At 71.1% G+C, this 23,493-nt stretch carries 18 protein-coding genes; 15 read left to right on the forward strand and 3 right to left on the reverse strand.

From position 1 onward, the window contains the following. Positions 1 to 118 precede the first annotated feature (118 nt). The 14 genes from AC16DP_RS23100 (at position 119) to AC16DP_RS23165 (ending at position 20,352) form a co-directional block, all read left to right on the forward strand. Positions 119 to 568 carry a Spy/CpxP family protein refolding chaperone gene (locus AC16DP_RS23100; RefSeq protein ID WP_329726702.1) on the forward strand — a complete coding sequence of 150 codons (450 nt, stop codon included), beginning with the start codon at positions 119 to 121 and terminating at the stop codon, positions 566 to 568. A 98-nt stretch (positions 569 to 666) separates the two neighbouring features. Beyond that, positions 667 to 1,479 (forward strand): M14 family metallopeptidase, encoded by an 813-nt coding sequence (locus tag AC16DP_RS23105; protein ID WP_329726701.1) that lies wholly within the window; start codon positions 667 to 669, stop codon positions 1,477 to 1,479. Beyond that, positions 1,476 to 2,360 (forward strand): aldo/keto reductase, encoded by an 885-nt coding sequence (locus AC16DP_RS23110; protein WP_329726700.1) that lies wholly within the window; start codon positions 1,476 to 1,478, stop codon positions 2,358 to 2,360. Before AC16DP_RS23105 ends, AC16DP_RS23110 begins: the two co-directional genes overlap by 4 nt. A gap of 14 nt (positions 2,361 to 2,374) precedes the next feature. After that, the gene (locus AC16DP_RS23115) at positions 2,375 to 3,220 is read left to right on the forward strand and encodes a sulfite exporter TauE/SafE family protein (protein WP_329726699.1); all 846 of its coding nucleotides are present in this window, start codon (positions 2,375 to 2,377) and stop codon (positions 3,218 to 3,220) included. Beyond that, entirely contained in the window at positions 3,217 to 3,648 is a 432-nt protein-coding gene (locus tag AC16DP_RS23120) for a DUF1634 domain-containing protein (RefSeq protein ID WP_329726698.1), read from the forward strand. Before AC16DP_RS23115 ends, AC16DP_RS23120 begins: the two co-directional genes overlap by 4 nt. Positions 3,649 to 3,869: 221 nt before the next feature. Further along, on the forward strand, positions 3,870 to 5,540 hold the full coding sequence (locus AC16DP_RS23125; RefSeq protein WP_329726697.1) for a chloride channel protein: 1,671 nt from the start codon (positions 3,870 to 3,872) through the stop codon (positions 5,538 to 5,540). A gap of 17 nt (positions 5,541 to 5,557) precedes the next feature. Beyond that, complete coding sequence (locus AC16DP_RS23130; protein WP_329726696.1) at positions 5,558 to 5,863, forward strand: hypothetical protein; 306 nt, start codon at positions 5,558 to 5,560, stop codon at positions 5,861 to 5,863. Positions 5,864 to 5,965: 102 nt separating this feature from the next. After that, entirely contained in the window at positions 5,966 to 7,552 is a 1,587-nt protein-coding gene (locus AC16DP_RS23135) for an FAD-binding oxidoreductase (RefSeq protein WP_329726695.1), read from the forward strand. A 29-nt stretch (positions 7,553 to 7,581) separates the two neighbouring features. Next, complete coding sequence (locus AC16DP_RS23140; protein WP_329726694.1) at positions 7,582 to 9,219, forward strand: glycerol-3-phosphate dehydrogenase/oxidase; 1,638 nt, start codon at positions 7,582 to 7,584, stop codon at positions 9,217 to 9,219. Positions 9,220 to 9,354: 135 nt separating this feature from the next. Further along, on the forward strand, positions 9,355 to 14,976 hold the full coding sequence (locus AC16DP_RS23145) for a hypothetical protein (RefSeq protein WP_329726693.1): 5,622 nt from the start codon (positions 9,355 to 9,357) through the stop codon (positions 14,974 to 14,976). 20 nt (positions 14,977 to 14,996) lie between these two features. Beyond that, positions 14,997 to 17,003 carry a YncE family protein gene (locus AC16DP_RS23150; RefSeq protein WP_329726692.1) on the forward strand — a complete coding sequence of 669 codons (2,007 nt, stop codon included), beginning with the start codon at positions 14,997 to 14,999 and terminating at the stop codon, positions 17,001 to 17,003. Positions 17,004 to 17,015: 12 nt separating this feature from the next. After that, a complete protein-coding gene (locus tag AC16DP_RS23155; RefSeq protein WP_329726691.1) occupies positions 17,016 to 18,125 on the forward strand; it encodes an SCO family protein in 1,110 nt (369 codons plus the stop codon). Continuing rightward, positions 18,122 to 19,663, forward strand: coding sequence for an ABC transporter substrate-binding protein (locus AC16DP_RS23160; protein WP_329726690.1), 1,542 nt, complete (start codon positions 18,122 to 18,124; stop codon positions 19,661 to 19,663). Before AC16DP_RS23155 ends, AC16DP_RS23160 begins: the two co-directional genes overlap by 4 nt. A 98-nt stretch (positions 19,664 to 19,761) precedes the next feature. Then, on the forward strand, positions 19,762 to 20,352 hold the full coding sequence (locus AC16DP_RS23165; protein WP_329726689.1) for a hypothetical protein: 591 nt from the start codon (positions 19,762 to 19,764) through the stop codon (positions 20,350 to 20,352). A 7-nt stretch (positions 20,353 to 20,359) separates the two neighbouring features. Here the strand turns inward: AC16DP_RS23165 and AC16DP_RS23170 are convergent, their stop codons facing one another. Further along, entirely contained in the window at positions 20,360 to 21,322 is a 963-nt protein-coding gene (locus AC16DP_RS23170) for a DUF6624 domain-containing protein (protein ID WP_329726688.1), read from the reverse strand. 200 nt (positions 21,323 to 21,522) lie between these two features. On the opposite strand from AC16DP_RS23170, the gene AC16DP_RS23175 reads away from it, so the two are divergent. Next, positions 21,523 to 22,362, forward strand: a complete 840-nt coding sequence (locus AC16DP_RS23175; protein WP_329726687.1) for a hypothetical protein — start codon at positions 21,523 to 21,525, stop codon at positions 22,360 to 22,362. Positions 22,363 to 22,371: 9 nt separating this feature from the next. On the opposite strand, the gene AC16DP_RS23180 is transcribed toward AC16DP_RS23175, so the two are convergent. Next, a complete protein-coding gene (locus tag AC16DP_RS23180) occupies positions 22,372 to 23,076 on the reverse strand; it encodes a hypothetical protein (protein ID WP_329726686.1) in 705 nt (234 codons plus the stop codon). Beyond that, entirely contained in the window at positions 23,073 to 23,486 is a 414-nt protein-coding gene (locus AC16DP_RS23185) for a hypothetical protein (RefSeq protein WP_329726685.1), read from the reverse strand. Before AC16DP_RS23185 ends, AC16DP_RS23180 begins: the two co-directional genes overlap by 4 nt. Positions 23,487 to 23,493 lie beyond the last annotated feature (7 nt).

A 23,493-nucleotide genomic window follows, 5' to 3' on the forward strand; every position in this document is an offset into this window, starting at 1 on the left:
TTCTTTACGCCCGCGCAAAGCGCCCGCAACGGGCCTCTCGCATTCTGTCCACCGTCGCCGATTGACGGCGCCCACGAACAGAAAGCGGGGCCCCCAGGGCCCCTGGGAGTTACACGCCATGACCACGAAGAACAAGCTGATGATCGCCGGTTCCGCCGTCCTCGCCTTCGTCCTCCTCACGGGCTTCCGCGGGGGACACTTCGGCGGCCCCCGCGACCCCGAGCGCGTGAAGCAGATGATCACCTGGCGGATGGATGACCGGCTCGAGGAGCTGAAGGCCAGCGAGCAGCAGAAGCAGGCCCTCCACGGGCTGAAGGACTCGCTCTTCGAGGACGGCAAGCGCCTCTTCGAGGAGAACAAGGGCGCCCGGGCGCAGATGGTGGAGCAGTGGGAGTCGGTCAACCCGGACGCCAACGCCGTGCACGCCCTGGTGGACGCGCGCATGGACGCCTTCCGCGCCTTCGCCCACAAGGTGGCGGACGCCGCCCTCCAGGCCCACCGCATCCTCACCCCGGAGCAGCGCCAGCAGGTGACGGAGAACGTTCGTGAGCGCATGAACGCTCGCTAGCCCTCGCCTACCGCCCGGTATCCATCCATGCACACATCCGGGCACAATCGAGCCCACGGACACTGCGGAGTGCGCCCCCAGGTGAGTAACCTGGGGGCGTGCCCCAGAACTACGACGAGTACGCCCGCCGCATCCGCGGCTACGCCCAATTCGCCGAGGTGAACGAGTACGCCCGTGTCGTCGAGGGTGGTGTCGAGTACCCACTCTTCCGGCTCACGACACCCGGCGACCGTTGGCTGGTCATCACCTCCGGCTTCCACGGTGAGGAGCCCGCCGGCCCGCTCACGCTCTGCCACTACTTCGCGGACATCTCCGCCTACGCCCGGGAACGCGGCGTGGGGCTGCGCGTGTACCCGTGCATCAACCCCTCGGGCTTCGTGGACGGCACGCGCTACAACCGCGGCGGGGAGAGGCCCAACAACGACTTCCTGCGCTACGAGACGGCGCCCGGCGAGTGGAAGGGCGAGCTCACCCGCGATGAGCCCTTCCTGCGCTGGGCCCTCTACGAGGGCGGACCCAAGGAGACGCGCGCGGTGCGCTCGGACATCGCGCGCTACCCGGCTCCCGCCGCGGCGCTGGACATCCACCAGGACAACTACCTGCCGGACCCCGCCACCTACGCCTATACCTTCGGGGACAAGGCCGCCTACCGGCCCTTCATGAAGGCCGCCGCGGCGCACGCCCAGGTCATCCGCGACGAGAAGGTGGACGAGCACAACCGCACCGACCCGGACGGCCTCATCGAGTACCACGACGGCAGCGTCACCGATTACTTCATGCGCCTGGGCGTGCCCTACACCACGGCGCTGGAGACGACCACCCGGACTCCGCTAGAAGCCTGCCACGCCATCAACCTCATCTGGATTCGCGGCTTCATCGACCTGGCCGCGCGTGGAAGCGGGAGCACATGATGATTCGCCGTCCTCTGGGCAACACCGGTCTGCAGGTCTCCGCGCTGGGATTTGGAGCAGGACCGGTGGGCAGCCCGGAGCTGTCCGAGTCCGGCGCCGAGGCCCTCTTGAAGGGCGTGCTGGACGCGGGCATCAACCTGCTCGACACCGCGCCCAGCTACGGGCAGTCCGAGGAGCGCATCGGCCGCGCGCTGCAGGGGCGGCGGCAGGACTTCGTGCTCTCCACCAAGTGCGGCTACGGCGTGCCCGGCGTGGAGGACTGGACCGGGCCCTGCATCACCCAGGGGATTGAGCTGGCCCTGCGCCGGCTGCGCACGGACTTCCTGGATGTCGTTCACTTCCACTCGTGCCCCGTGGAGGTGCTGGAGCGCCCCGGCGTGGTGGACGCGCTCCGGCAGGCCGTGCAGCAGGGCAAGGTGCGCGTGGCCGCGTACTCGGGTGAGAGCGCGCCCCTGAGCTGGGCCCTGCACTCGGGGGCCTTCGGCTCCGTGCAGACGTCCGTGAATGTGTTCGACCAGAAGGTGCTGGACTGGGCCCTGCCCCTGGCCCACGAGCGGGGAATCGGGGTCATCGCCAAGCGTCCCCTGGGCAATGCGCCGTGGCGTCACGCCGAGCGTCCTTCCGCTCCGGATGTCGCGACGTACTGGGACCGGATGCGCGCCATGGGCCTGGAGACCGGGGGGATGGACTGGAGCGAACTGGCGCTGCGCTTCGCCGCCTTCGTGCCCGGCGTGGCCACCTGCATCGTGGGGACGACGCGGATGGAGAACCTCCAGCGCAACGTGCACGCCCTGGAGAAGGGTCCGCTGCCCGAGTCCCTGGTGGAACGCATCCGGAACGCGTTCCGCCAGCATGACCACGGGTGGGAGGGGCTCATCTGATATTCCCTCATTGAATGACGCCCTTCCTCTTCACCGTCGTGGTCTTCCTCATCTCGCTGGGCGCGGGAGCGCTGGGCTCGCTGCTCGGGCTCGGAGGAGGACTCATCCTCGTCCCGGTGCTCACGTTGATGCTCGGGGTGGACATCCGTTACGCGGTGGGTGCCTCCATCGTGTCCGTCATCGCCACCTCCAGCGGCGCGGCGGCGGCCTACGTCCGCGAGCGCCTCACCAACCTGCGTGTGGCCATGTTCCTCGAGCTGGCCACGACGGCGGGCGCCCTCTCCGGCGCGCTCCTCGCGGGCTTCATCGGTGGGCGCTGGCTGTACATCGTCTTCGGCGCGGTGATGGGGTACTCGGCGCTCGCCATGTTGCGCAAGCTGGGCGGCGAGGCCCGCGCGGCGGTGCCCGTTGCTCCCGACGCGCTCGCGGACCGCCTGGGACTCCACGGCAGCTACTGGGATGAGGAGGCGGGCCGTGAAGTGCCCTACCGCGTCACCCGCCCGCTGACGGGCCTGGGCCTCATGTACGCGGCGGGCACGGTGAGCGGGCTGCTCGGCATCGGCTCGGGGGCGCTGAAGGTGCCGGCGATGGACCTCGCCATGCGCCTGCCCCTCAAGGTGTCCACCGCCACCAGCAACTTCATGATTGGCGTCACCGCCGCGGCGAGCGCGGGCGTCTACTTCGCGCGCGGCGATATCGATCCCTTCATCGCCGGCCCCGTATGCGTCGGCGTCATGCTGGGGGCCTTCGCCGGCTCGCGCCTGCTGTCGAAGGTGAAGAGCACCTGGCTCCGGGGGCTCTTCGTGCTGGTGCTGTTGTGGGTGGCCATCCAGATGCTGCGCAAGGGGGTGAGCCCGTGAGCGAGCCGTCCGCCGTCGAGGTGAAGTCCACCCAGCCCGGGCTGGCGCGCGAAGCCGTGGGCCCCGAGGTGCTCATCAGCCAGCTGCTGCGCCTCGGGGTGCTGCTCAGCCTCTCGCTGGTCTCGGCCGGCATGGTGCTGACCTTCTTCCACCACCCCGACTACTTCTCCTCGACCCAGGCCCTCCAGCGCCTCACGGCCCCGGAGCACACGCTCCATTCGCTCGATGGGGTGCTCGCGGGCGTGGAGGCCATCCGGGGCCAGGCCCTGGTCATGGTGGGGTTGCTGGTGCTGATGGCCACCCCCGTCCTCCGGGTGGCCCTCTCGCTGCTGCTCTTCAGCAGGCAACGGGACCGCATCTTCGTCGGGGTGACGTCCGTGGTGCTCGGCCTGCTGCTCCTGTCCTTCCTGCTCGGCAAGGTGGAGTGAGGGAACGCTGGACGGGCGGGGCCGCTCGCTGGCCTGACTGCTCGGAGGCCCAGGGTGCACGGCCGGGGAGGAACCCTGCTCCTGGGAGGCGCTCGCACTTCCTAGCTTTCACGGGCGTGGGTCTCTCGTCGGAATCGGAGCGGTCGGCTTTTCCTCCGGGGACGGAGACCTCGAGACGCGCAGCGCCACCGCTCGGCGGCTTCTTCCGCGGCCTGGCGGGCGTGGAGAAACGCTTCTGGGTGCTCGTCGTCGCCGTGGGCCTCATCTCGGGCGTGGGAGCCGTGGTGCTCCTCCGGGTGCTGCGCATCACCCAGCACCTCTTCTGGCGCAGCGAGGTGGAAGGCTTCCTCGCGGGCGTCGTCGCCTCGCCGCCCTGGCGCCGCTTCCTGGTGCCCGTGCTCGGCGGAGGGCTCGTCTCCCTGATGACCCTGCTCGTCGGGCGGCCGCTGCGGGGGCACGGGACGGCGGGCATCATCGAGTCCATCTGGGTGAAGGCCGGCGAGCTGCCCCTGCCGCGGGCGCTCTTCCGGGGCTTCATCTCCATCGTCGCGGTGGCCCTGGGAGCCCCCCTGGGCCGCGAGGGCGCGCTGCTGCAGACGGGAGCGGCCAGCGGTTCCGCCCTGGCCCGCCGGCTGCGGCTCCCCTCGGGACAGGCCCGCCTGCTGGTGGCGTGCGGGGCCGCCGCGGGCATCGCCTCCGCCTACAACGTCCCCATCGGCGGCGCGCTCTTCGGGCTGGAGGTGCTGCTGGGCAGCTTCGCGCTCGAGCTGTTCGGCCCCATCGTCGTCTCCTGCGTGGTGGCCACGCTCGTCTCGCGCGCCCTCGTCGCGGACCACCCCAGCTACGTCATCCCCCACTACGTGCTGACGCACCCCCGGGAGCTGCTCCTCGCGCTGCTGCTGGGCGTGCTGGTGGGCGCCGCCTCCGCCCTCTACGTGCGCGTCATCAACCTGCTGTCGGACACGCTGGACAAGGTGCCCCGCCGGTTCCAAGCGCTCCAGCCGCTGGTGGCGATGAGCCTCGTGGGACTGGCCGCCATCTGGCTGCCCGAGTTGCTCGGCAATGGCTATGACGCGGTGAACGCGGCGCTGCTCGGGAGGATGTCCCTGCTGCTGCTCGCCCTCCTCCCGCTGGCCAGGCTGCTGGCCACGTCCATGTGCGCGGGCGCGGGGGTGCCCGGCGGTCTCTTCACCCCCTCGCTCTTCTATGGCGCCCTGCTGGGCGGGGCCTTCGGGCAGGTGGCGGGAATGCTGTGGCCCGGCGGGGCTCCGAGTGGAGCCTACGCGCTGCTGGGCATGGTGGCCGTGCTCGCCGGCACGACGCACGCGTCCGTGTCCGCCGTGCTCCTCATCTTCGAGATGACGGCGGACTACGACTTGATGCTGCCCTTGATGCTGTGCGCGGTGATCTCCGCGGCGGTGAGCCGCAGGCTGGAGCCGGAGTCGCTCTACACGTCCGTGCTCAACCGCCGCAACGTGCGGATGCCCGCCAGTGTCCCCCACTGGCTGAGAGAGGAGGGAACCCGCGCCCTGCTCAAGCCCGTACACCAACGCCTCCCGCCCTCGGCGCCCTTCCAGGAGGTGGTGGTGCTGTTGCTGGAGCAGCCCCCCGGAACGGACCTCTACGTCACGGACGAGCACGGCCGGCTGCTCGGCACCATCGTCCTGGATGACCTCAAGGGGCACCTGCCGGACCACAGCCTGCTGGAGGCCACGGTGGCCGCGGACGTCATGGACTCGAGCCTGCCCGTCATCACCCCGGAGCTCTCCCTGGCCGAGGTGGCCAGGAGCTTCGGCAAGACGGCGCTCGAGTGCCTGCCCGTGGTGGACCATGAGCGGCGCCTGCTGGGCACGGTTTCCAAGAGCGACGTGTTGCAGAGAGGGCAGTTCTGACGGAGCGGAGGGCCGGCATGGACAAGAGGACTCGCGCATGGAGCATCGTGGCCCTGGGCCTCCTGTGTGCGGTCCTGGCCTATGTGCTGCTGCGGACGCCCCCCAAGGTGGGCCACTCGCATGACACCCCACGGGAACACCAGGCCGCGAGCACACCGGCGGCGCATCCCCCCTCCACGGAGCCGAAGTTCGACCCGAACATGTACCGGGGGTGGCCCCTCTTCCTCGGCTGGCCCCTGCCCGAGGTTCCTCCCCCCGACTGGGGAACCGGCGGCTCGGCCCCACCTCCCCCGCCGCCACATCGGCCCCCTGACCAGCAGTGAGAGGGGACGGCGTGCCCTCCCCTTGCCAGCGGAGGAGGCTCCCCGCACACTGCCTCGTCCATGAGGAGCGCCAGGGCCGGGCGCACCCGCCTGGAGGCCGTCGTGAGGCGCTGGAATGGTTGGGGAGACGCCGCCGTCAGCTACCCACTGCCGGATGCCACCGCCGCCGTCCTCGCGGAACGGCTCGGCCCCGGGACTCCGCCCCGGGATGCCTCGCTCGCCGAGGTGCTCGCCTCCGTTCCTCCCTCCCGCCTTCCGCCCCACCCGCTCGTCTCCACCGAGCCCGAAGTCCGCCTGCGCCACGCCCGCGGCCAGAGCTTCCCCGACCTCATCGTCCTGCGCGGCGGCCGCGTCCCCGCCTTCCCCGATGGGGTCGCCTTCCCTCGCGATGCCGGGGAAGTCCGTGCCCTGTTCTCCTACGCGCGTGACGCCGGTGCCCGCCTCATCCCCTTCGGCGGTGGCACCAGCGTCGTCGGCCACGTCAACGTCGCGCCCGGTGACGCCCCCATCCTCACCGTCTCCCTCGAGCGCCTCCAGCGGCTCCACTCGCTCTCCGAGGAGGACCGGCTCGCCACCTTCGGCGCCGGGGTGAGCGGCCCCCGGCTCGAGGAGGCCCTGCGCGCCCGTGGCTACACGCTCGGGCACTTCCCCCAGTCCTTCGAGCTCTCCACGCTCGGTGGATGGATCGTCACCCGCTCGCGCGGGCAGCAGTCGCTCGGCTATGGGCGCATCGAGAACCTCTTCGTCGGAGGACGGCTCGAGTCCCCCGCCGGCACCGTGGTGCTCCCCTCCTTCCCCGCCAGCGCCACCGGGCCGGACCTGCGGGAATTCGTGCTCGGCTCCGAGGGGCGCATGGGCATCCTCACCGAGGCCACGGTGCGCATCTCCCCGTTGCCCGAGCGCGAGGACTTCCACGCCCTCTTCTTCCCCGACTGGGAACGCGCCCGCACCGCCGTGCGCGAGCTGGTGCAGAGCGGCACGCCCCTCTCCATGCTGCGGCTGAGCACGCCCCAGGAGACGGCCATCAACCTCGCCCTCTCCGGCCACCCGCGCATGGTGAAGGTGCTGTCCGGTTCCCTCTCCCTGTTCGGCGTGGGCGCGGAGGGCTGCATGCTGGTGCTCGGCGTGTCCGGCAGCCGGTGCACCGTGGAGTCCGCGCAGCACACCGCCATGGGCCTCGCGGGCCGGTACGGCGGGGTGCGCGTGCCCCTGCTGGGACAGAAGTGGCTCAAGGGCCGCTTCCGCGCCCCCTACCTGCGCAACGCCGCCTGGGAGCGCGGCTGGGGCGTGGACACCGTGGAGACGGCCACCTCCTGGAGCAACGTGCCCCGTCTGCTCACCGCCGTCGAGGACGCCCTGCGCGGAGCCCTCGCGGACCAGGGCGAACGGGTCCTCGTCTTCACCCACCTGTCCCACGTGTACGCGACCGGCTCCAACCTCTACACCACGTTCATCTTCCGGTTGGGGAAGGATGCCGGGGAGACCCACGCACGCTGGCTCGCGCTCAAGACCGCCGCCAGCCGCGCCATGGCCGCCCACGGCGGAACCATCAGCCACCAACACGGCGTGGGCACGGACCACCGGCCCTGGCTGGAAGCGGAGAAGGGCGCACTCGGCCTCTCCGCCATCCGCCAGATGCTGGGAACATTCGATCCATCGGGCCTGCTCAATCCGGGCAAGCTCGTCTGAGACTGGCAGTCGGGGGGAGTCGCAACACCATGTCCGCATCCACTCAACGAGAGACGCTCTGGGGAGCGCTGGCCGCGCCCTGGGATTTGATCATCATCGGCGGTGGAATCACCGGCGCCTCCGTGCTGCGCGAGGCCACCCGCGCCGGACTGAAGGCCCTGCTCGTCGAGCAGCGTGACTTCGCCTGGGGCACCTCGAGCCGCTCCAGCAAGCTCGTTCACGGCGGTCTGCGCTACCTCGCCACCGGGGATGTGCCCCTGGTCCGCCAGTCCATCCGCGAGCGCCAGCGGCTCCTCGCCGAAGGCAACGGCCTGGTGAAGCCCCTCGACTTCATGCTCGCCAGCCACCCCCGCGAGGGCGGCAAGCACTGGCAGGGGCGCGCCGGCATCTTCGTGTACGAGCTGCTCACCGGCCGATGGCCTCGCGGCAACCACGCCACCGCCCGGCTGCGCCAGCTGGAGCCCTCGCTCGTGCAGGAGGAGGGACTCATCGGCGTGCCCTATGACGAGGCCTGGGTCGACGACGCGCGGCTCGTGCTGCGCATCCTCCGCGAGGCCGTGGCGGCGGGAGGCTCGGCGCTCAACCACGTGCGCGTCACCGGCCTGCTCCGCGAGGACGGCCGTGTCGCGGGCGTCGAACTGACGGACACCGTCGGTCAGCGCTCCGCCACCGTGCGCGCCCGCGCCGTCGTCAACGCCACGGGCGTGTGGGCCGACTCGGTGCGCGCCCACCTGTCCGCGGCTCCCAAGCTGCGCCCCCTGCGCGGCAGCCACCTCGTCTTCTCCTCCCAGCGCTTCCCCCTCGCCCACGGCATCAGCTTCCGTCACCCGCGCGGAGACCGCTTCGTGTGCGTCATGCCCTGGGAGGACTCCACGCTCATCGGCACCACGGACCTGGACCACCACCCCTCGCTGGACCAGGAGCCCTCCATCTCCTCCGAGGAGGTGGCCTACCTCATGGAGGCCGTGGAGTCCCGCTTCCCCGCGCTGAAGCTCACCCTCGAGGACGTGGTGTCCAGCTACGCCGGGGTGCGGCCCGTCATCTCCTCCGGCGCGAGCGACCCGTCCAAGGAGTCCCGCGAGCACCTCGTCCTCGAGGAGGAGGGGCTCGTCACCGTCACCGGCGGCAAACTCACCACCTGCCGTGCCATCGCGCACGATGCCCTGCGCGCCCTCCGCCACCGGCTTCCCGAGCTGGCCGCGCTGGAGCCCCACGGGCCCTTCCTCGGCACGCCTCCCGCGCTGGAGGACGCGCCCCTCTCCCCCGAGGCCCGCCTGCGCCTGCGGGGACGCCACGGAGCGGATGCGCCCGCGCTGGTGGCCATGGCCCGTCCCGGCGAGCTCGACGCCGTTCCCGGCACCTCCACGCTCTGGGCGGAGCTGCGCTGGGCGGCCCGCCACGAGAACGTCGTCCACCTGGATGACCTGCTGCTGCGGCGCGTGCGGCTGGGCCTGCTGCTGCCCCGGGGTGGCACGGCGCACCTGCCCGCCCTCCGCGCCCTCTGCCAGCAGGAGCTGGGCTGGGACGACGCGCGCTGGGAGTCCGAGGCACACGCCTACCTGACCCTCTGGCGCACCCACTATGCGCTGCCCGAGCAGCCCCGCCTTGAGACGCCGCGCGCCCAGCTCGCCACGTCCACTGGCTCCCCGCGGCGCCCCGGCGGATGACGCACGCCCGGCAGCCTCTCCAACATCGCCCGGCACTATCGTCTTCCCGACGCTCGCCTGCACCCGGAGGCGATATTTCCTCCTGCGCTCAAAGGTTACACAACTCCCCCACAATGGATTCCGCGTGGGGGGGCCATGCAACGGACCGTGGTAGCGGCGGTGGGTATGTGCATCGTGGCGTTGGGAGTGGGAGTCGTCGGCCCGCGGGAACAACCCCAGCCCACCGTGGCGAGCGTGGTCACCTGTGCACGGACGATCTCCGCCAACGTGGTGGTGCTGGATCAACCGCTGATGTTCAACCGGCTGGGCGCCCAGAACGTCAATGGCATGGTGTACGCGCTGAGCCGGGACGTCATCAACCTGGACTCTGGCCTGCCACTGACCCGGGGAGGCGCGCCGGTGCCGGGCCGGGTGGCCTTGCGCCCGGACAAACGGCCGAGGCCGCTGGTGCTGCGCGCCGCCGAGGGCGACTGCCTGCGGGTGAGCCTCACCAACCTGCTCACGCCCGCCGCCAACCCGCGAGGAGCCCCCACCCTCCTCAACCGCCTGCGTTTCAACCTGCCCCTCAACGAGCAGGCCGCCAGCCGGACCGTGGGCTTCAGCGTGCCGGGCCTGCAGCTCGCCGGCACCCTCGCCGATGACGGCTCCTTCGCCGGGCGCAACGCCAGCAGCCTGGCCGCCCCGGGCCGCGGCGCCGTCTACAACCTGCTGGCCGTGAAGGAGGGCACCTTCCTCGTCACGAGCGACGGCGCCCCGTTCGGCAGCGAGGGCGGCCAGGGCAACAGCGCCAATGGCCTGTTCGCCGCCGTCAACGTGGAGCCTCGCGGCGCGAGCTTCTACCGCAGCCAGGTGAGCGAGGAGGAGCTGCGGCTGAGCACCACCGGAACGAGCCCCACGGGCCACCCGCTCATCAACTACGAGGCGGTGTACCCCAGCACGGAGCCGTGGCTCGGCGAGGGCAAGAGCGGCCTGCCCATCCTCAACATGCTGGCGGCCGGGGAGCTCGTCCACTCGGACCCCACCGCCCTCATCGTGGGCCCCCTGGCGGATGGCTCCTTCCCGCCGAGCACCTACCCGCTGGAGAGCGTGGGCCGGCGCAACCCCAGCGTGCCCAACCGCCTGGAGGCCTTCCGCGAGTTCACCTCCCTCTTCCATGACGAGACCGCCACGGCCAACGCCTTCCCCGGCTACTTCGAGGACCCCGTGCTCGGCTACACCCTGGAAGGCGTCCGCGACGGCTTCATGATCAACTACGGCTCGGGGGGCATCGGCTCGGAGATCATCGCCAACCGCCTGTCCGTGGGGCCGATGCACGACTGCCTCGACTGCGCCTACGAGGACTTCTTCCTGAGCGCGTTCGCGGTGGGTGACGCCGCGATGGTGGTGGACGTGCCGGCCAACATCGGGCTGGAGACGCTGCCCCCCGGGGTGGCACCGCCGGCGGGCGCCTCGGGGCCCAAGGCCACCCGGGCCTTCTTCCCGGACGATCCCAGCAACGTCACCCACAGCTACCTCAGCGACTTCGTGAAGTTCCGCAACCTGCACATCGGCAAGGAACAGCACGTCTTCCACCTGCACAACCACCAATGGCTGTTCAATCCCAACGACGACAACTCGAACTACATCGACGCCCAGGGAATCGGGCCGGGTTCGGGCTACACGTATGAGATCAACTTCGGTGGCTCGGGCAATCGCAACCAGAGCGCGGGCGACGCCATCTTCCACTGTCACTTCTATCCCCACTTCGCCCAGGGCATGTGGGCCATGTGGCGCATCCACGACACGTTCGAGGCGGGAACGAAGCTGGAGGTGAGCGGCACGGGCTTCCACACGGCCCCCTTCTCGCTCCAGGACGGCAGGCCGGCCACCGGGGCCCGGGCCCTGCCGGACGGAGAGCTCGTGGCCGGGACGCCCATTCCCGCGGTGGTGCCACTGCCCGGCAAGGCCATGGCGCCCATGCCCGGCCGGGTCGAGGTGGTGCCCAGCTCGAACATCACCACGGCCTCCACCTTCCATCCGCTCAACCCGGGGGCGCGCGTGCCGGTGGGCAGCAATGCCCGCGTCATCGATCGCACCACCAACCCGGGCTACCCGTTCTGGATCGCCGGCATCGAGAGCATCGTGGGCCAGCGGCCCACCACGCCGCCCCTGGACATGCTGTCGGAGGCAGAGGCGACGGCGCTCCAGTCCGGCGCCAATCCCCTGTTCACCGGCCGGGCGGAGCTCGTCGCCGGTGCGGGCGGCTTCACCGGCGGACTGCCGAGGCACGCCCTGGAGGGCGTGGCGGCGGGAGGTGAGGCCGAGTCCACCGTGAGCCGGCTGGACTTCAGCAAGGAGGTGCGCAAGGCCCGGCCGGTGTACTTCCCCGAGGAAGGCACGGACGTGGAGCAGACGGCCATGCTCTTCCACTCGCGGCCGAGCCACCCGAGCACGACGCTGCGCCGCGATGGCACCTCGGTGCCGGGCAGCTTCCGCACCAACGGGATGCCCCCCGTGCCCAGCGCGCCCTTCTTCGAGCCGTGCCGGGATGACGCGGGCAACCCCGTGCTCGCCGGTGTGGCGCCGCGCTTCTTCGACGGCGTGGGCGGCCTGGGCACCACGGGCGCCGTCCAGTTCGGCGCGAGGAATCCCCGCGTCTACAAGGGCGCCAACATCCAGCTGGACGTGGTCTTCAACAAGGTGGGCTACCACTACCCGCAGGAGCGCATCCTCACCCTGTGGGAGGACGTGACGCCCACCCTCAACAAGACGCGGCCGCCCGAGCCCTTCATCATCCGCTTCAACACCTTCGACTGCGGCAAGTACCTCCACACCAACCTCATCCCCAAGGACTTCGAGCTGGATGACTTCCAGGTGCGCACGCCCACGGACGTCATCGGCCAGCACATCCACCTGCCCAAGTGGGACCTGCCCTCCGCGGATGGCGCGGCCAACGGCTGGAACTACGAGGACGGCACCCTGTCGCCTGGCGCGGTGCGCGAGCGCATCGCGGCCATCAACACGTACAACACCACCCCGGGCGTCACCCCCGTGCCGGCGCCGGATGGCCGCACCACGCTCACGCCGCTGCCCCACCCCTTCTTCGGCGCCGGGCCGGGCGGTGAATGGCTGGGGGCCCGCACCACCATCCAACGCTGGTTCTTCGATCCGGTGGTGAACGCGGAGGGCATCCACCGGGGACTCGGCGTCATCTTCACGCATGATCACCTGGGACCGTCCACCCACCAGCAGGTGGGCCTCTACGGCACGGTGATGACCGAGCCGCCGGGCTCCACCTGGAGGCACAACGAGACGGGCGTGCCGCTCGGGACGCGGAGCGATGGAGGCCCCACGAGCTGGCAGGCCGCCATCCTCACCGGGGACCTGGACGGAGACGGGCTCAACGACAGCTACCGCGAGTTCTGGTTCCAGGCCTCGGACTTCCAGCACGCCTACGAGGCCGGCGTGTACGTGGGCGCCGGTCCGGACGGGAGGCCCGGGCCGGGGAGCGCGCCCACCGCGGCGACGTTCCGCAGCGCGATCGGCCCCCCCCACCGGCTGCAGGCCAGCCCGGTGTTCCCGGACCTGTTCGTCAACGCGGCCACGTGCCCCGGCGGTGTGCCCCGGCCGTGTCCCCAGGCCATCTCCGTGGATGACCCGGGCATGCTCGTCGTCAACTACCGCAACGAGCCCGTGGGCCTGCGCGTCTACGACCCGGGCAGGGTGGGACCGGATGGCAGGCCGGGCGCACAGGCCACGGGCCTGGCCGGAGACCTCGCCTTCGCGCTGCAGACGCGCACGGACCGCGCCATCCCCGTGCTCAACACCGCGCTCGGCAGCACCCCGTACCCCGCGCTGACGGCGGACATCGGCGCGGGAGATCCGTTCACCCCGCTCATCCGCACCTATTTGGGGGACCGGGTGCGGGTGAAGTTCCAGGTCGGCGGACACGAGGAGGAGTTCAACGCCACCATCCACGGGGTGAAGTGGCTGCAGGCGGGCTCCAGCTTCGGCTCCTCGCCCAACTCCGGCTGGCGCAACGCCCAGGCCCAGGGCATCTCCGAGCAGTTCACCTTCACGGTGCCGCTGCTGCCCGCGCTCGGCCAGGCCGGCTCCCGGGTGGACTACGCATACGGCATGAACAGCAGCCAGGACGGCTGGTGGAGCGGCGCCTGGGGCCTGATGCGCTCGTACAACACCCCGCGCACGGACCTCTTCCCGCTGCCCACCACCCGGGCCCCGGTGCGCATCGCCAACCCCGCGGACTTCAACACCGACAGTGGTGGCTCCTGCCCCCGCGCCGCGCCGGTGCGCGCCTATGACATCACCGCGGTGCTGGCCAACACCGCGCTCCCCCTGCCGGCCGGTGTCTCCCTCGTCCCCTCGGACGCCTCGGCCACCCAGCACGCCGGAGCCCCGCTCAATCCCAGCGGCGGCACGCTCGTGTACAACCCGCGGCGCACGGCGCTGTCCAATGGCGAGTCGGGACCGCTCCATGACCCGACGGCCATCCTCTACGTGCGCACCGCGGACCTGGATGCCACCGGCAAGCTGCGGCCCGGCGTCCCCATCGAGCCGCTCGTCCTGCGCGCGGCGGCGGGCGAGTGCATCGAGGTGACCCTGCGCAACCGGCTGCCCGGGGACATCAACCGCAACACCTTCTTCGATGACAACCCGGACCTGGGCAACCTCACCAGCCTCATCGGCGTGGTCAACCGCAACCGGAACGATCCCCAGGGGGTGACCACCTTCAACAACAACCTCATCCGCCCCTCGAGCTGGGTGGCGCTGCATCCCCAGCTCGTGGCCTATGATCCCACCAAGGCGGATGGGGCCAACGTCGGCACCAACCCGCAGCAGCTCACGCCCCCGGGCGGCCTCATGCGCTACCGCTGGTACGCGGGTGACATCAGCGGGACGCCGGGCAACACCCGGAGCATCACGCTCGTGGCCACGCCGTTGGAGTTCGGCGGCGCCAACCTCATCCCCGCCGACAAGGTGAAACAGGGGCAGAAGTCGCTGGTGGGCGCGCTCATCATCGAGCCCACGGGCTCGGCGTGGACCGAGGACGCGGGCCGGAGGGCCGCGGCGAGCGTGGGCCCCGATGCCAACCGCGATGGCCGGCCGGACAGCGTCGCGTTCCGGGATTTCGCCGTGGTGTGGCAGAAGCAGTTGAGCCACCGCTACGCGGATGGCACGGCCGTGGAGAACGTCGCCGCCGAGGGAGTCGTCTCCGAGGACCCGCAGGACTCCGGGCAGATGGCCATCAACTACGGCACCGAGCCGCTGTGGTTCCGCTTCGGCCTGCGTCCCAACGCGCCACTCGGCAACGTGGCCGGGGGCTACGGCGCCGTGACCGATGCCTCCACCGCCTACAGCAACACCCGCGTGGGGGGAGATCCGGTGACGCCCGTGTTCACGGTGGCGCCCGGCCAGCAGGCCCGCCTGCGGCTGGTGGAGCCGCACGGCGCCTACCGCGGCTCCACCTTCCGGCTGCACGGCCATGGCTGGCAGAGGGACCCCTATATCTGTCCGGGCTCGGCCAACCTCGGCCTGCCGGGCAAGTGCGGCATGACGGAGGTCGGCTCCCGGGCGCTCGGCGTCAACCCCGTGGGCATGTACCTGGGTGCCCAGGAGAGCGTGCAGCCCTACACGCACTTCGAGCTCTTCCTGCCGAGCGCCGGAGGCGCCAACGCGGTGCCGGGGGACTACCTGTTCCGGGACTACGAGAGCCTCGGAAACATCTGCGGCCAGTGGGGCCTGCTGCGCGTGCAGTGAGTGACCGGAGACCCGCCACCATGACTCCACACACGTCCCCGTCCCACCCGAAGCGCCCGTGGCGTGCCGCCGCCGCCGCGGGAGCCCTGCTCACCTTCCTGGCCCTGGCCGGGTACGCCGTCCTCTCCACGAAGAAGCGCGGGAGACCGGCCCCCGCGGCCCAGGCGCCCGAGCAGGTGAGCGCCACCGGACGGCTCGAGAAGAGCGGCGTCGTGGTGGAGTTCTCCGTCGTCCAGCCAGGGCTCCCCGGCACGGAGCAGCGGCCACTGATGGAAGGGGACCATGCCGAGGTCCGCTTCCGCATGACCGATGCCACCAGCGGCCTGCCGCTGCGGGGCCTGTCGCCCTCGGCGTGGATGGACCTGGGCCAGGTGCTCTCGGGGAAGGTGGAGCGGAAGCACGAGTGCAAGGAGCGTGTCGCGCTCTACCTCGAGGGGCTGGTCGGCATCCGCCCGCTCATCGACCTCAACAGCTACTACCTGCTGGTGATGAACCAGGATGCGAGCATCTCGGTCATCGATCCGCTGGTGGGGATGACGGGCAAGACGAGCCTCTATGCCACGGTGGTGCTCGACCGGCCCGGCGCGGACTGGGTGAAGAGCCGCGACGGGCGGAAGCTCTTCGTGTCGATGCCCCGGGCGGGGAAGGTGGCGGTGGTGGACACGGAGGTGTTCCGGGTGTCGGCCCGGGTGGAGGCCGGCGAGGAGCCCACGCGCGTCGCCCTCCAGCCGGACGGGCGCTACCTCTGGGTGGGGGATGGCCCCGGAGCGAAGGCCGGCAGCGGCGTCACGGTCATCGACACCGAGTCCCTGGAGCCCGTGGCCCGGATTCCCACCGGACGCGGCCACCACGAGCTCGCCTTCACCCCGGATGACCGCTTCGCCTTCGTCAGCAACCGCGAGGAGGGCACGGTGTCCGTCATCGACATCGCGAAGCTCGAGAAGGTGAAGGACCTGCGCACGGGCCCGCTCCCCATCTCCGTGGCCTTCTCGCCCCTCGCTGGCGCGCTCTACGTGGCGGATGGCAGGGAGGGCACCCTCGTGGCCATCGACGGCGAGCGGCTGGAGGAGCGCGCCCGCCTGACGGCTAGACCGGGCCTGGGGCCCATGCGCTTCACCCAGGACGGACGCTGGGGCCTGGTGGTCAATCCCTCCGAGCACACGGTGTCCGTCATCGACGCCGCCAGCCACCGGCTCGCGCACACGCTGAGCGTGGGAGGCCAGCCCTACCAGGTGGGCTTCACCCGGGCGTTCGCCTACGTGCGCCTGCTCGACTCCGAGCGCGTGGAGATGATCAACCTCTCCACCCTGGGCGGCGGCGCGAAGCCGACGATGCAGGGCTTCGGCGCGGGAGCCTCGGCGCCCCGGCTCGCCGGAGAGCTCAGCCTCGCCGACTCCATCTCGCAGGCCGCCACCGAGGCGGCGGTCTTCGTGGTCAACCCGGCGGAGAACACCACGTACTTCTACATGGAGGGCATGAACGCCCCCATGGGGAGCTTCGGCAACTACGGGCACAACGCCCGGGCGGTGAGCGTGGTGGACAGGAGCTTGAAGGAAGTCGAGCCCGGGGTGTACTCCACGCGCGTCCGCGTTCCGGTGGCGGGCCGGTACGACGTCGCCTTCCTGTTGGACTCGCCGCGCGTGCTGCACTGCTTCTCGGTCGAGGCGAAGGAGAACCCCGCCCAGAAGCAGGCGCGCAGTGCGCTCGAGCTCGAGTACCTGGACTTCCCGGCGCGGCTGACGGCGGGTGAGGAGCCACGGCTGCGCTTCAAGCTGCGCGAGCCGGACACCCACGCGCCCGTGGCCGGGTTGGGAGACGTGACGGTGCTCACCTATGCCGCGCCCGGGCGGCTGCGTGCCGAGGTGGCCGCGCGGGAGGTGGAGGACGGCGTCTACGAGGCCCGGCCCACGCTGGCGAGCGCTGGCGCGTACTACCTCTATGTCTCGGTGCCCTCGCGGAAGGTGGGTTACGGCGGGCTGCCCTACCGGACGCTCTGGGTCGCGGGCACGGCGAAGAACGAACCCTGAGGAAGGAATCCCATGTCACTCGAGCGCATGAGAGCGAAGACCGCGAGTCTCGTCGTGATCCTGCTGTTGGGAGTACCAGCCCCCGTGCTGGGAGCCGAGCCCTGTCCCCACCACGAGCAAGGCACCGCCACCGAGGCGTCCGCGGCGAAGCCCCCCGCCTCCGACGTCCGCCTCGTGGAGGCCGGGCTCGTCGACCAGGACGGCACACCGGTCCGGCTCGGTGGCGAGGTCATCGGAGACAGGCTCGTGGTCATGAACTTCGTCTTCACCACCTGCACCACGGTGTGCCCCGTGCTGTCGGCCATCTTCAGCCGGGTGCAGGGCAGGCTGGGCGAGCGGCTGGGCAAGGAGGTCCAACTGGTCTCCCTCAGCGTGGACCCCACCCGCGACACGCCCGCGCGCTTGAAGGACTACGCGACCCGCCTCCGGGCGAAGGCCGGGTGGACCTGGCTCACCGGCAGCCCGGAGAACGTCAAACAGGTGCTCCAGGGCCTGGGGGCCTACACCCCGTCGTATGCCAACCACACGCCCATGGTGCTCATCGGTGACGCACGCACCGGCACGTGGGTGAGGCTCAATGGCTTCCCCAGCGAGGAGCAGATCCTCGCGAAGGTGGATGAACTGGCCGCGGCCCGCCGGGCCCGCACCTGGTTCACCGACACCGCGCTCGTCACGCAGGAGGGGAAGCAGGTCCGGTTCTACAGCGACGTCCTGAAGGATCGCGTCGTCGTCATCTCCTTCCTCTTCACGCGCTGCACCACCGCCTGCCCGATGATCGCCGCCCGGCTCAATCACATCCGCGAGCAGCTCGGCGAGCGCTTCGGGCGCGACGTGTCCTTCATCTCCATCAGCGTGGACCCCGAGCACGACACACCGCAGCGGCTCGCGGAGTTCGCCCGCAAGCACCAGGCGGCCCACCCGGGCTGGACGTTCCTCACCGGGAAGAAGGAGGACGTGAACCAGGTGATCGCCCGGCTCGGCCAGTACGTGGAGAACGTCGAGGGACATTCCACCCTGCTCATCGCCGGCAACGAGAAGCGCAAGCACTGGATGAAGATCCGCCCGGATGAGCCCTCCCCGGCCGTCGCCGAGCGCGTGCGGCAGCTCGCCGAGGAACGATGACGGGCCTGGCCCTCACCCTGCTGCTCTGCGCGCTGACGCCCCAGGAGCAGGCGGGCAGGAGAATCTACTTCGAGGGCGAGAGCCCCTCGGGCGGGAGCATCTCCGCGACGCTCGGCGCGGGCGTCCGCCTGCCGGGCTCGGCGGTGCCGTGCGTCAACTGCCACGGCGAGGACGGCACCGGCAGTCCCGAGGGCGGCGTCCTTCCCCCGGACATCACCTGGACGGAGCTCACCAAGCCCTACGGCCACGTCCACCCGGGCGGCAGGAAGCACCCGGTGCTCGACGACAGGAGCGTGGCCCGCGCCGTCTCCGAGGGTTTCGACCCGGGCGGCAACCGGCTGGACGTGGTGATGCCGCGCTACTCGATGTCCCGGGAGGACATGAGCAGCCTGCTCGCGTGGCTGAAGCGGCTGGAGCACGAGCGCGCGCCCGGGGTGACGGACTCGGCGCTGCGGCTGGGCGTCGTGCTGCCCACGCGGGGGCGGCTCGCGGAGCTGGGACAGGCCATGCGCGGCGTGCTGGAGGCGTACTGCGCCGGGCTCAACGCCTCGGGAGGCATCCACGGCCGCGCGCTCGAGCTGGTCGTCGCCGGGTACGACAGCGATCAGGAGACGGGCCTGAGCAGCGCCCAACGGATGCTCGGCCAGGAGCCCGTCTTCGCGCTGCTGTCCGGCTTCCTGCCGGGAGCGGAGCGGGAGCTGGCCGCGCTGGCGGAGCGGGAAGCGCTGCCCCTCATCGGGCCCTTCACCCTGTCCGCCCGGAAGGACGGCGCACCGGGGCGTCACGTCTTCTTCCTCCTGTCGGACGCGGGAGAGCAGGCCCGCGTCCTCGCCGAGTACGCCGCGAGGGAGCTGCACCGGGAAGGCACGCGGGCCGCCATCCTCCACCCCGACGACGAGGGCCTCGCCACGGCCGCGCGCGCGGCACGGGCCCGGCTCCAGGCACGAGGCTGGAAACAGGTGGAGCCGCGGCGCTACGCCCGGGGTGCATTCAATCCCGCGGTGGCCGAGGAGCTGAAGCGGAAGGGAACGCGGGTGGTGCTGTTCCTCGGCAATGACGCGGAGCTGGCCGCGCTGCTGGAGAAGGCGCGGACCCTCGGCTGGGCGCCCTACGTGCTGCTGCCCGGAAACCTCTCCTCCCGGGCGGCGGTGCGAGCGCCCGCGCTCTTCCAGGGGCGCATCTTCCTCGCCTACCCCACCCTGCCCTCGGACGAGCAGCCCCGCGCCCGCGAGGCCTTCGCCCGGCTGCGCGCGAGCACGCCCACCGCGGAGGGCTACCGGATGGCCCAGGTCTCCGCGTACACCGCCGCCACGCTGCTCACCGAGGGACTGCGCCGCTCCGGCAGACAGGTGAGCAGGAAGAAGCTGCTCGGCCACCTGGAGGGGCTGTATGCCTTCGAGACGGGGCTCGTGCCTCCCTTGAGCTACGGGCCCAACCGGCGCGTGGGCGCTCGGGGCGCCTACGTCGTCACGGTGGACCTCGCGACGCGGAGCTTCCGTCCGGTCACCGGGTGGATGGACCTCGGCGATGAGGACTGAGTACCCCTGAATCGTACACACCCTCGGGAGCGATACGCCCTCGGCCGGGGCGTGCGCATCCTCCAGCGGAAGTGCTGTCCTTGTCCGGGAGAGGAATCATGTTCCGTATGCCGAAGCAGCACTGGAAGCGGTCCGCCCTCGTGGTGTGTGGTGCCCTTTTCGGTCTCGCGCCGCTGGTGTATGCGCAAGACCCGTCCGAGGAAGATCCCCAGGGCCGGGAGGTCCGCGCCAGGCCCGAGGGCAACGTCCACACCTCCTCCGAGCGGCAGGCGAAACGGAGCATGCCGAAGGCCGCGCTGGTGGGCAACCAGCTCTTCCTGAGCTGCATGCTGGACTTCCCCAGCCAGGTGAGGCGCTTCGCCGTCACCTGCCCGGGCACCCGGCACATCGACGTGAAGCTCGCCGACTGCTGCGACGCGGGGGACCACTGGCAGGTGACGGTGCGCTCGTGGGATCCCAAGCCCAATGTAGCGGTCGCGAGCGCCTCGGGCGCGAACGGCGAATTCAGCATGCCCGCGCGCGTCTTCACCTACCACAGAACCCGGGACATGAACGCGCTCATCGAGTGCAGCTACCTGCACGGCCGCAACCTCTTCCCGGCCGAAGCCGACATCCTCGTGGAGACACCGGGAGCGCCCTGCACCGTGCGGGAGCTGGGGTTCTCGAGCGAGGCGGACCTCGGCCGGTGAGGCCGGGCTACCTGCCGCCCGAGGTCATGCGCCGCATCTGCTCGGTGTACTCGGCCATGGTGCCCAGGCCCACGGCCGCGCGGCGCGCGTCCACGTTCGCCTCGTCCTCGATGGGGCGGGGCACCAGCTTGCCCTCCACCTCGTGGAACTGGGTGCCGTAGCGCTGCGGCTTGCCCTCGGCCACCAGCACCCGGTCCGTCAGGTAGGCCAGGGCCTTCGCATCGCCCTCGCCCGCCGCCACCGACTTCTCCAGCAACGGCAGGCACTGCCGCTGGAAGGCCACGTCCAGGTCCGCGTGCTGCACGAGCAGCCATGCCGCCTTCGCGCCCCGCTCACTCACCAACGACTTCGTGGGCCAGCCCACCTGCGCGACGATCTCCTTCATCCGCGCGGTGTTCTTGATGTCGATGGCCTTCATCCGCTCGTTGGCCGCCGTGTCCTTGAACCGCGCCGCGCCCGCCGCGCGCCGGGCGGCCTGGTCCTCCTCCATCATGCGCAGCAGCTCGTCGCGCAGCTGCGGATTCTGGGCCTGCATGAGCTTCGCCTCGTTGGCGGCGGCCTTCTCGGCGATGCGGGCGAAGGCGGGCTCCTCGCGCAGCGAGGCCAGGTCCTCGTCCTGCTTCAGGGGCCCGGGCTCGGCGAAGCCGGCGTCCACGGCGCGCTCGAGCCACGTGAAGGCCTCGTCCTTCTGGCCCGCGAGGGCCGCGGCACAGGCCGCGTTGTAGCTCGTGTACTCGGTGCGCACGCCCTGCTCCCAGGCCTGCCGGTAGAGTGGGAGCGACTCGGTGCTCTTGCCACTCTGGAGCAGCGCGTCCGCCTGCATCGCCAGCGCGCGAGCCTCGGGCGTGGGCGCCGGGGCCGCGGCGGGCGCGGTGGCCGCGGCGGGCGCGGGCGTCTCGGTGGGGGCGGCCGTATGGGCGCAGGCCGACAGCAGGCTCAGGGCGGCGAGCCGCACGATGAGGCGATTCATTCAGTCTTCTCCCGTGGGGATGGAGACCGGCGGGATGCCGGCCGTGGGGGGGCGCGGATGCTAGCGGAGGACCCGGACATGCCCTCCTGATTGGACTCCAGGCAGGCAGCCAACACTCCCGAGAACGGAGCGGCTTCCGGTATTTATTGGACTTCCAAGGAGATCGACCGGGACAGCTCTGTCCGTTAGAGTCGCGAGCCATGAATTTCGTGAGCCGGAAGCTGTGGATCGTCGGAGGAATGAGCCTGGCGCTGGGCGCGTGTGCGGGGAGGAACGTAGCGCCGGTCCAGAAGTACAGCCTCGGAGTGGCGCGTGCGGACTACCGCGACTACACGGGCGCCAAGGCGAACATCTGTGACGCGGAGCCCCGCTGGCTGACGGACGAGCTGAGCGCGGTGAACGGCCTGATGACGCGCTTCCTGTCCGAGACGGAGCAGGTGAAGAACCCGCAGTCGGTGGACTACGCGCGCTCGGTGGAGCTGCTGAAGGAAGCGGCGGGCTCGCTGGAGAAGGTGATGAAGGTGCACCAGAACAACCTCCAGGCGGTGCAGAAGTGCGGCTTCGCGAAGAGCGGGGCCTTCCCGGACATGACGAAGCGCGGCACGGAGCTGCTGGAGCAGTCGCGGGCGCGGCTGGCCGAGGGCGGCCAGTTGCTCGCCCTGGAGGAGGTGCAGCGCAAGTGGAAGGAGGAGGCGCCGCGGCGGGAGCAGGCGGCTCGCCAGGAGTGGTGCGCGAAGAACCCCGAGGTGGGCAGCACCGACCTGTACTACGCGCGCAAGCACGCCGATGGCCGCACCGAGTGGTTCTTCTGTGACGGGCACATCGTGCAGTCCGCGGCCAACGGGGGCGAGCCCACGCTGGTGTCTCCCGAGGGGCTGAGCGCGAAGGAGCGCCGCAAGGTGAAGCCGCCGCGCTACCTCGAGGCGGCCGCGGGCTACCCGGTGGAGGAGATGGACAAGCAGCCGGCGAGCGTCGCGGACGCGGCGGCTCCGGCGCCCGCTCCGGCTCCCGCCCAGGGCACGGCCGCGGGCGGGAACTGAGCACCCGCGCTACGGCGCGTACGTCACCACCAGGTGGTTGGCGGTGAGCACCATCCCGCGCGGCGCGCCGCCGCTCGGGAGGGTGAGGTCGAAGGTGAAGGGCAGGCGCAGCACCCGCTCGTTCAGGGCATTGCGCAGCATGCCCTCCGACTGGCTGCTGGAGTGGGCCTTGAGCTTCGTGCGCGAGGCATGGGCCCGGGCCATCAGCGCGTTGTCGCTGCCCATGGACAGCTCCACCACGAGGTCCGCCACCACACCGGCGGCCACGCCCGATTGGAACTTGCGGACCTCGGCCTGGTAGGCCTTGGGGACGCTGCCGTTGTAGCGGATGTTGTCGCCGCGCAGCTCGGCCCGGCAGGTGAGCGTGTTGAGCGGGCCGAAGCGCACGTCGGAGATGCGCTCGATGACGACCTCGCCCAGGAGCCGCTGGTCGAAGGTGCGGGCGGGCATCCGCATGGGCAGCAGCTGCGCGGCCATCTGCTCCAGGGCCGCGGGCGAGTAGTACATGGAGAAGGAGCGCCCCGCCTTGCCGGGCGAGCGCAGCCCCTCGGTGTAGCGCGAGACGGACTGGAGGGCCTTGTCCAGTTGCTGCTGCTCCTCGGTGAGGAGCCGGTTGTCCTGCTCCGCCGAGCGCAGCCGCGCGGCGGCACTCGTGCCACAACCGGCGCCCAGGGCGGCCCACACCACCAGGAGGCCCAGCGACAGCGCCCTCATGGCCCCACCACCCTGCAGGTGCCCTGGGACACGCGCCACTCCCCCGCCTTGCGAGGCGCGGAGAAGGTGGCCGTCATGCTGTAGGGCTGGCCACGCAGCTGGAAGCGGGCGTGGACGGCACCCGATTGGGGCAGCCCCGGCACCTGCGCACTGGCCGGAGCCACCCCGGCACAGGCCAGGTTGTTGAGGCCGGCGGCACTCTCCGCCTGCGCCATCACCTGGTAGGACTGCTGGAGCTCGGCCCTCTTGCGCTCCAGCTCGGCCCGGAGCTCCGCGTTGCGCGCCTCCAGCTCATTCGCGCGCCGCTCCGTGGCCGAGCCCGAGGACGCCCGGGCACCACTCCTGCTCGAAGCACACCCGGCCGCGCACAGCGCGAGCACGGGCAACCAACACCAGCGGGACATGTTCATGGTCCCA

Source organism: Archangium sp. (assembly GCF_057119385.1).